7 protein-coding genes are annotated in these 8845 nt (G+C 38.8%); 4 read left to right on the top strand and 3 right to left on the bottom strand.

Annotated elements, in window-relative coordinates:
- Positions 1-174 precede the first annotated feature (174 nt).
- Both RFW85_RS01185 and RFW85_RS01180 read left to right on the top strand, forming a co-directional pair.
- Complete coding sequence (locus RFW85_RS01185; RefSeq protein WP_004702746.1) at positions 175-393, top strand: DUF1653 domain-containing protein; 219 nt, start codon at positions 175-177, stop codon at positions 391-393.
- 45 nt (positions 394-438) lie between these two features.
- Positions 439-1026: an O-methyltransferase gene (locus RFW85_RS01180; protein WP_170247913.1), complete on the top strand. Its 588-nt coding sequence runs from the start codon at positions 439-441 to the stop codon at positions 1024-1026.
- Positions 1027-1091: 65 nt separating this feature from the next.
- Here the strand turns inward: RFW85_RS01180 and RFW85_RS01175 are convergent, their stop codons facing one another.
- Together RFW85_RS01175 and ahpC are read right to left on the bottom strand one after the other, a co-directional pair.
- Positions 1092-1307 carry a KTSC domain-containing protein gene (locus RFW85_RS01175; protein ID WP_005070287.1) on the bottom strand — a complete coding sequence of 72 codons (216 nt, stop codon included), beginning with the start codon at positions 1305-1307 and terminating at the stop codon, positions 1092-1094.
- Between the two features lie 194 nt (positions 1308-1501).
- Positions 1502-2065, bottom strand: coding sequence for an alkyl hydroperoxide reductase subunit C (gene ahpC / locus RFW85_RS01170; protein WP_003652649.1), 564 nt, complete (start codon positions 2063-2065; stop codon positions 1502-1504).
- Between the two features lie 352 nt (positions 2066-2417).
- On the opposite strand from ahpC, the gene hrpA reads away from it, so the two are divergent.
- Positions 2418-6275: an ATP-dependent RNA helicase HrpA gene (gene hrpA / locus RFW85_RS01165; protein WP_170247912.1), complete on the top strand. Its 3858-nt coding sequence runs from the start codon at positions 2418-2420 to the stop codon at positions 6273-6275.
- A gap of 95 nt (positions 6276-6370) precedes the next feature.
- Positions 6371-7477: a beta-ketoacyl-ACP synthase III gene (locus tag RFW85_RS01160; RefSeq protein ID WP_031947810.1), complete on the top strand. Its 1107-nt coding sequence runs from the start codon at positions 6371-6373 to the stop codon at positions 7475-7477.
- Positions 7478-7577: 100 nt separating this feature from the next.
- On the opposite strand, the gene RFW85_RS01155 is transcribed toward RFW85_RS01160, so the two are convergent.
- Positions 7578-8834: an OprD family outer membrane porin gene (locus RFW85_RS01155; RefSeq protein WP_309171070.1), complete on the bottom strand. Its 1257-nt coding sequence runs from the start codon at positions 8832-8834 to the stop codon at positions 7578-7580.
- Positions 8835-8845 lie beyond the last annotated feature (11 nt).

Raw genomic sequence — 8845 nt, 5'->3', positions numbered from 1 at the left:
TATATATTTGATCGGTTTTTTGAATTATTGGGGCTATTAATAATTAAGATCAATAATTTATCTCTAAAATATTCTTTTTTATGTTTTGTGGTGTTTTAAAATGAAAGTATTTAAAAATTTATATATGTTATATGGCTGTAAAGATTTTATGTCATAACATTAAAAGGTACTTTCATGTCATTGCAACGCGGCATTTATCAGCATTATAAAGGTAATCTCTATCAAGTTTTTTCTGTGGCAAAACACAGTGAGACTGAAGAAGAGTTAGTCGTTTATCAGTGTCTTTATGGTGACTATTCAACTTGGGTACGTCCGCTAGATATGTTTACTGAAACGGTTCAAATGGCTGATGGAAGTATCGTGCCGCGTTTCAAGTTAATTCAAAGCACTTAATTCAAACGACTTTTATATAAAATAACGATTTTAAAGGGTGAATATATGCCAAATACTTTTTTCTTACAAAGAGTTGCCGATTTATATGACTCCTTTAAACGACACGATGCTCAGCAAACAGATCGTTTGCTGCGGTATCGTAATATTGAGGCGGAGTCTGCAAAATTACTATCGCAATTTATTCGGATGCAGCAAACCAAATCAATTTTAGAAATCGGGACCTCAACAGGTTATTCTACTTTATGGCTTGCTGAGGCTGCTCAAGCCACTCACGGAAAAGTAACCACGCTTGAAATTGATGCCAATCGTAGTAATGAAGCGAAACGCCATGTGACTGAACTGACATTAGATGAATTGGTTGATTTCTGGGTAGGAGATGCAGCCGATTATTTAAAAGAAGCTCAGGAAACTTTCGATTTTATTTTGTTAGATGCTGAGCGTCCTGCTTATGAGAATTATTGGCTAGATTTAAAACGGCTGATGAAGCCAAAAGGTGGCGTACTCATTATTGATAAGGTTATTTCACATGCGGCTGAAGTCAGTTCATTCTTAGCTTTAATTAAAAAAGATGAAAATTTTATGAGCAGTATTTTGCCCGTAGGCGCTGGTCTATGTATTGTGGTGGCAAGATAAGCCATTTGAAAATATGATTTATTCATTCATAAAGGCCTGTTCAACGCAGGCCTTATTTCATTATGTTATGAAGCATTCACTAAAGATAGGCGAGTAAAGTGTAAGTCGAATTCTAAATATTTATGTACAAAAGCAGCTTTGTCTGTTGATCGTAATAAGTTGTCATAAATAAATTCTGGTACAGGATGATAAAGTTCGCCCGAACCATCGCTATAAAATATTTTTAGATGACGTGAAGTCGCATTGTATTTCCATGAAGTGACTGCCACAGTATTCGCCATAAATTTTTCCCCTTTTATTTCATATTACTTAAGCTCAAAAAACATCGGTTATTTATTCGACATTACTCAAACTTCATGTAATGGGGAAGGGCATAATTGTAAAAGTATCAGTAGAAAATGTGATGTGCTTATTCAAAACAAAAGAACCATCCGATGAAGGATGGTTCTTTGAGTTTTTAAAATCTAATAAGAGATTAGATCTTACCAACTAGGTCGATAGATGGAGCAAGAGTTGCTTCGCCTTCTTTCCATTTAGCTGGGCAAACTTCACCTGGGTGAGCGTGTACATATTGAGCAGCTTTTACTTTACGAAGAAGTTCAGATGCGTCACGGCCGATACCACCAGCGTTGAGTTCAACGATTTGGATTTTACCTTCTGGATCGATAACGAAAGTACCACGGTCAGCTAAACCTTCAGATTCGATAAGAACGTCGAAGTTTTTAGAAAGAGTCCAAGTTGGGTCACCAACTAATGGGTATTGGATTTTTTTGATTTCTTCAGAAGTGTCGTGCCAAGCTTTGTGAGTGAAGTGTGTATCAGTAGATACAGCATAAATTTCAACACCAAGTTTTTGGAATTCAGCGTAGTTGTCAGCTAAGTCACCAAGTTCAGTTGGACAAACGAAAGTGAAGTCAGCTGGATAGAAGAATACAACAGACCATTTACCTTTAAGGTTAGTTTCGTTAACTTCAACAAATTGGCCGTTGTGGTAAGCAGTTGCTTGGAATGGTTTAACTTCAGTATTAATCAAGCTCATCATTGTCTCCATGATTGAGGTTTATATTTAAACTTGTTTACGAGATGTAGAATAAATAAAAATTCTTTATTGGGGAAATAGTATTTTTACATGACTAAAATCGGAAAATCGAATAAGTGATAAATTTACGATTTTTAAGTCCCCACACACTGTATTCGATTTGACTGCAAAAACATGTAAATCAAATGACAGTTATCGTAAAAGAAACTTGCCTAACAACATGAAGTCTAGTGAATCAAAATTCAAGGGCAAAATTTTAAAAAATTAAAAATATATAAAAAACCAACTGTTTTACCTTATGGTCATTAGAGCGTAAAATAGAGGATTGTTGTATTTTCAGGAAAATTTGTCTGTGCAGAATGATTTAAATATTGATCAGTGGGTGATGGCAAGAGATCGTTACCGTTTAAATCGTTTGCGTAAAGATAAAAAAGCCAATACAGCAGAGATTGAAAAATTATTTGAACAATCTAATGCCAAAGTAAGGCAGCGATTTGAACGTCTCCCTAAAATCAAACTGAATCAGGATTTACCTGTTTCCCAATATGCAGACCGTTTAATTGATGCGATTCAAAAGTATCAGGTGATTATTGTGGCAGGTGAGACGGGTTCAGGTAAAACCACCCAGCTTCCTCAGATTGCAATGCTAGCGGGCCGTGGTTTAACGGGAATGATTGGTCATACCCAGCCACGTCGTTTAGCTGCACGTAGTGTTTCTCAGCGTATTGCAGAAGAAGTCGGCGAAAAGCTTGGCGAATCGATTGGTTTCAAAATCCGTTTTAATGAACAAGGTTCGCAGGACTCTATCGTAAGGTTAATGACCGATGGTATTTTGCTTGCCGAGTTAGGTAATGACCGTTATTTGTCTAAATATGACACGATCATTATTGATGAAGCACATGAACGCTCACTCAATATCGATTTTATTATGGGCTATTTAAAGCAGTTACTGCCAAAACGTCCAGATCTAAAAGTTATCGTGACTTCGGCAACTTTAGATGTAAATCGCTTTAGTAATTACTTTAATGACGCACCTATTTTTGAAGTAGAAGGGCGTAGTTATCCTGTCGAAGTACTTTATCGCCCAATTTCAGAAATGAATATTGGTGGCAGTGATGACGATGAGTTTGATGATTTTGAAGAAAACCTTCCTCGTGCAGTTGTACAGGCCGTAGAAGAATGCTTTGCTGACGCAGAAGCAAAAGGTCATCCAGAACATGCCGATATTTTAATTTTCTCAAGCACAGAACAAGAAATTCGTGAGTTGCAGGAAACCTTACAAAAGTATGGGCCTAGACATACCGAAATTTTACCGTTGTATGCGCGTTTAGCTGTTTCTGAACAACAAAAGATTTTTAGTCCGGGTGGTAAAGGTCGTCGTATTATTATTGCGACGAACGTGGCCGAAACTGCACTTACGGTTCCAAATATTCGCTATGTAATTGATAGCGGTTTTGCTCGTATATCGCGTTATAACTACCGTTCTCGTGTACAACGCTTACCAATTGAAGCAATTTCTCAGGCTGCGGCCAATCAGCGTAAAGGGCGTTGTGGTCGTATTGCTCCGGGTGTGTGTATCCGTTTATATAGCGAAGAAGACTTTTTAAGTCGTCCTGAATTTACCGAACCTGAAATTAAACGAACCAACTTAGCATCTGTTATTTTGCAAATGCAGAGCTTAGGGTTAGGTGAGTTAGAAAACTTCGATTTTATTGAGCCGCCAGATTTCCGCCTAGTTAATGATGGGCGTAAGTTGCTGATTGAGTTAGGCGCACTTAACGAGAAGAAAAATGAGCTGACCAAAGTTGGGCAAATGATGGCACGTATGCCAATTGACCCGCGACTCGCGCGTATGATCGTGGGCGGTGCTCATTTTGGCGTACTCAAAGAAATCTTAATTGTAGTAAGTGCTTTAGCTGTTCAGGACCCGCGTGAGCGCCCAGCTGATAAACAAATGCAAGCTGACCAAAAGCATGCATTATTCAAAGAAGCGGATTCAGATTTTCTGTTTTATTTAAAACTTTGGGAGACTTTAAATCCTAAAGGCGAAGCAGGCATGTCTGAAAATAAACGCCGTCAATTTGCCAAGCAGCATTTCTTAAGCTGGTTGCGTTTGCGTGAATGGAAACAGACACATCAGCAATTGGTTGAGTTAGCCGAAGGTTTAAAACTGAGCTTTAATGAAAAATCTGCGAATTATGAAAACTTGCACCGTGCGTTGCTAACAGGTTTATTATCCTTCATTGCCAATAAAACTGATGAACGAAATACCTTTATGGCAGTGCGTCAGCAAAAGGCTAAAGTTTTCCCTGCGAGTACTTTGCATAAAACCAATACCTCTTGGGTGATGGCTTTTGAGATGGTCGAAACTTCTCAAGTGTACTTACGTACTTTAGCCAAAATTGACCCTGAATGGATTTTGCTTGCTGCACGTGACTTATTGAAATATCACTATTTCGAGCCACATTGGTCTAAGAAAGCGGGAATCGTCAATGCGTATGCGCAAATTTCTTTATTTGGTTTAATTATTGAGCCAAAACGGTTAATTAATTTTGAGAAAGTTGACCAACCTGCTGCTCATGAGATTTTCTTACGCGATGCATTAACTACGGGTAACTTGGGTACAGTTCCACCATTTTTAAAACACAACTTACTTAAACTTGAAGAAGTAGAGCGAGTTGAAGATAAATTGCGTCGTCGTGATTTGGTGGTGGATGAAGAAACAATTTATCAGTTTTATGCATCTAAGATTCCTGAAGAAATTGCGAGCCGTCGTAGCTTTGAAGACTGGCGTGCGACAGTAGAAGCAAATAATCCTCGTTATTTATTTATTGACGATGATGCGCTCTGGCTCAATGACCGACCAACAACTCAGCAATTTCCAGATCATTTGCACAATGGTCAGCTACGTTTAGCAACGACATATCATTTTGACCCGAGCCACGACGAAGATGGTGCCACTGTTCAAATTCCTGTACAGGCGCTGCCTCAAGTTGATGAAAATATATGGTCATGGGGAATTCCGGGTTGGCGACAAGATTTAATTGAGGCTTTACTCAAAGCTTTACCTAAAGACAAGCGTCGTAATGTGGTGCCAATTCCTGATACAGCTCGTAAGCTCATGCAAGGGGTTGATGCGGTACATTTACGTGAACATATTTTTAGTTATTTAGCTTTTGCCTTGCGTGGTGAGCAAATTACTGAAAAAGATTTCTCGTTTGAACGTATTGATCCATATTTGGTACCTTTCATTAAAGTGATTGATGAAAAAGGTAAGCTGATTGCGAAAGGGCGTGATTTACCTGAGTTAAAAGCACGTTGCCGCGTAGAAACACATCGTCCAGTTAAACAGCAAAAAGGTGAGTTTAAAAACTTTCCTGAAAACTTTACTTTTGAGGCCTCTCATAAAGTCACGGGCGTTGTAGTTAAACAATATCAGGCTTTAGTTCCGACCAAGGCTTTTGCTGACCTCGAAGCTAAAGATGAGTCAGGCATTGTTATTCAAACGTTTAACGATCAAGCTGAGGCGATTAAACAGCATCGTGAAGGAATTATTCGTCTAGTCCATATGCAACTTGGTGATTTAGTTCGTCAGTTGAAAAAGCAGATTTCAAAACCGCTCGCGTTGGCTTATTCACCTTTGGGCGATAAAGCTAAGCTTGAGCAGATGTTGGTCTATGCAACGTTGCAGATGGCAATTACGACTTTGCCAATTAACGCTGATGAATTTAATAAGCTGCTAGATCAGGTCAAAAAGCAATTTTTGAGTTATGGTCAGCAAGCACTTGAGCAATTAAGTGATATTTATATTCAGTGGCAGCAAATCCGTCGTCAGCTTTTAGTACTTGATTCAGGCGTGTTTGGACGCAGTATTGATGATATTGAAGACCAGTTAGATCTCATGTCACTGAGTAATTTTGTTTACTGTCAACCAGTCGATCTTTGGCAGGAATACCCGCGTTATTTAAAAGCACTGCTATTGCGTTTAGATCGATTGCCAAATAATCTACAGCGAGATCATGCTGCAATTGACGATGTCGATCCATGGATGGACAAGGTGTTTAAATTCAAAAACGATCCAAAAATCAAAGAATTGTATTTGATGTTGGAAGAATTTCGCATTTCTTTATTTTCTCAGCCGATGAAAACCAAGATGCCTATTTCGCCAACTCGACTGCAAAAGTTATGGGATCGTTTGGGAATCAGTTAAGATAGATCGGGGTCTGTTTATGCTGTTGTTTAGCCTACAACGCAATTTATAAATGAAAGATTAACAGACCCTATTCATTTTTTTAGGAGTTTTACATGGGCATTCGTATCACAGGTACTGGGTTATTTCACCCAACAGAAATCATTTCTAATGAAGAACTGGCCGACAGTTTAAATGCTTATGTGGAACAATATAACCAAGAGAATGCAGAGAAAATTGCAGCAGGTGAGCTAGAAGAGTTACGTGGTTCTAGTGCTGAATTTATTGAAAAAGCGTCTGGTATTAAGCGCCGTTACGTGATTGAGAAATCAGGTATCCTTGATCCAACACGTTTACGTCCTCGTTTGTCTGAACGTTCAAATGATGAACTTTCACTTCAAGCAGAGTGGGGTGTGATTGCTGCGAAACAAGCAATGGAAAATGCAGGCGTAACTGCTGAAGATATCGATGTTGTGATTTTGGCATGTTCAAACATGCAGCGTGCTTATCCAGCTGTAGCGATTGAAATTCAATCGGCACTTGGCATTCAAGGTTATGCCTACGACATGAACGTTGCATGTTCAGCTGCTACTTTTGGTTTGAAACAAGCGGCAGATGCAATTCGCTCGGGTGCTCGCCGTGTTTTATTGGTAAATGTCGAGATTACATCGGGTCATCTGGATTACCGTAACCGTGATTGCCACTTCATTTTTGGTGATGTTGCAACGGCTTCTATTATTGAAGAAACCACTACTAAAACTGGTTTTGAAATTTTAGATATTCATTTATTTACTCAATTTTCAAACAACATTCGCAATAACTTTGGTTTCTTAAACCGTAGCGAAGATGCGGTCGTTGATGACAAGTTATTCCGTCAAGATGGCCGCAAGGTATTTAAAGATGTTTGTCCATTGGTGGCAAAAATCATTAATGCACAGTTAGAAAAAATGCAGTTAACTGCAAATGATATTAAGCGTTTCTGGTTACACCAAGCCAATGCCAATATGAATGAACTAATCTTGAAATATGTGGCTGGTAAAGAGGCAGATTTAAGCCGTGCACCAATTATTCTAGATGAGTTTGCGAATACCTCTTCAGCAGGTGTGATTATTGCTTTACACCGTACAGGCCACGAAGTGGATGATGGCGAATATGGCGTGATTTCATCTTTCGGTGCTGGTTATTCAGTAGGTTCGATTGTTGTTCAAAAGCACGTTGCTTAAGTTACTAGATTAATTAAAAACGCTCGTAAGAGCGTTTTTTTATGGGTCGAAAATAATAAAGCGGACTAAAATTAGCCCGCTTAGATTGAATCAAAAATGATTAAAACTTTTTGGTGTAGTTTACAAACAAGCGGTCTTCACCAAAGTCATTGCCATGTTTTACATTGTAATCAATGCGAATGTATTGCAGGGCGACGCCTTTTAAGAATGACTGCTGAAACGCATAATTTAAAATCACATTTGACTCGGTTTCGTGGTTTTTCTCACCATTGGCTGCTTTAAAATCATGGCCATAGACATATTTCACCATTGCGTTTAAGCCCGGAACATAATCTTTAAAGTCGTAGCCATACATTACATGATAAGACTTTTCGTCTTCTTTAAAGAAACCAGTAGCGTTCCAGTTAATGAAATAGGTTTCCGGTAAGAAACCATCCGGTAATGGATAAGCCGACTCACCGATAATCTGCTGGTACCCCAAGCCAAAGGTATGGTTTTTTACTTTGAGCGTTTCTAGCACCCCGATGTTTTGCGCATCAATATCAAAAGTGTTGCCATCATCTTTTGCATTAAAGTACTTAAACTTAGACGTAAGAGCGAAATTAGGTTGTTTCCAATTATGCTCAAACCCTACATAGTGTTTGTTGTAGAGGTCTTCTAAATTACCGAAGTAATATTCACCCTTGAGTGACGGCGTAAATTGATAGCGCAGATCTATGTAATTTAAGCCATCAGATTCTTTAGTCATTCCATTTGCCGTGAAAGAAAACTTTTTAAAGTCTTCTTCATTTCGTGGAGAGACTTTTTCCACTCGGCCAATTTCTGCATAAAGCTGATCTGAAAGTTGCGACTTAAGATTGGTTCCCCAATATGAAGCAAGCAACTGACGACTGGCATCCACAGCGGTTACAGGCAAGTCTAACCAAAGCTCACCGACACTTAAAAGAGTTTTGTCATAACCCAGTTTTAAAGTGGCGCCGTATTTTAAAAAGTCGGATGCTTGTGATTGTGTCTCTTTATTAAAAGGCAAAACTGTGTCCGTAACATGTTTATCTGAACTTAAGCGCACGGCGTATTGAACAGAAGCATCAGCTCCAATCGTAATGGGCTTGTCTGCAATTTGCAGCGGAGTGTCATGCATTTTCGATTTATAAAATAGCGATGCTGCCTGAGACCAACTACCAGTGTCTTTGAGTGCATCATTATCAAAATTACGATTGATATAGGCATTCTTTAGCGTGAATTTCCATTCATCTTCAGCCTGCTGATTTGGATTTGCAGCGAATGAATTGCCACACATCAATACTAAGGTTGCAAAGGTTAAAGCATGTGGCTTAAAGCGATGTAATAATTCCATAATCCATTTCC

This window comes from Acinetobacter sp. 12966 (genome assembly GCF_031196995.1).
In the GTDB taxonomy this organism is placed as follows: Bacteria; Pseudomonadota; Gammaproteobacteria; order Pseudomonadales; family Moraxellaceae; genus Acinetobacter; species Acinetobacter geminorum.
Note: the sequence above shows the minus strand (reverse complement) of the source record. Positions and strands in the feature narration are given on the sequence as shown.

What these genes read in the sequence shown, in the direction of transcription:
- RFW85_RS01185 (WP_004702746.1), top strand. Translation starts at nt 175, where the DNA reads ATGTCATTGCAACGCGGCATTTATCAGCATTATAAAGGTAATCTCTAT.
- RFW85_RS01180 (WP_170247913.1), top strand. Translation starts at nt 439, where the DNA reads ATGCCAAATACTTTTTTCTTACAAAGAGTTGCCGATTTATATGACTCC.
- RFW85_RS01175 (WP_005070287.1), bottom strand. Translation starts at nt 1,307, where the DNA reads ATGGCGAATACTGTGGCAGTCACTTCATGGAAATACAATGCGACTTCA.
- ahpC (WP_003652649.1), bottom strand. Translation starts at nt 2,065, where the DNA reads ATGAGCTTGATTAATACTGAAGTTAAACCATTCCAAGCAACTGCTTAC.
- RFW85_RS01160 (WP_031947810.1), top strand. Translation starts at nt 6,371, where the DNA reads ATGGGCATTCGTATCACAGGTACTGGGTTATTTCACCCAACAGAAATC.
- RFW85_RS01155 (WP_309171070.1), bottom strand. Translation starts at nt 8,834, where the DNA reads ATGGAATTATTACATCGCTTTAAGCCACATGCTTTAACCTTTGCAACC.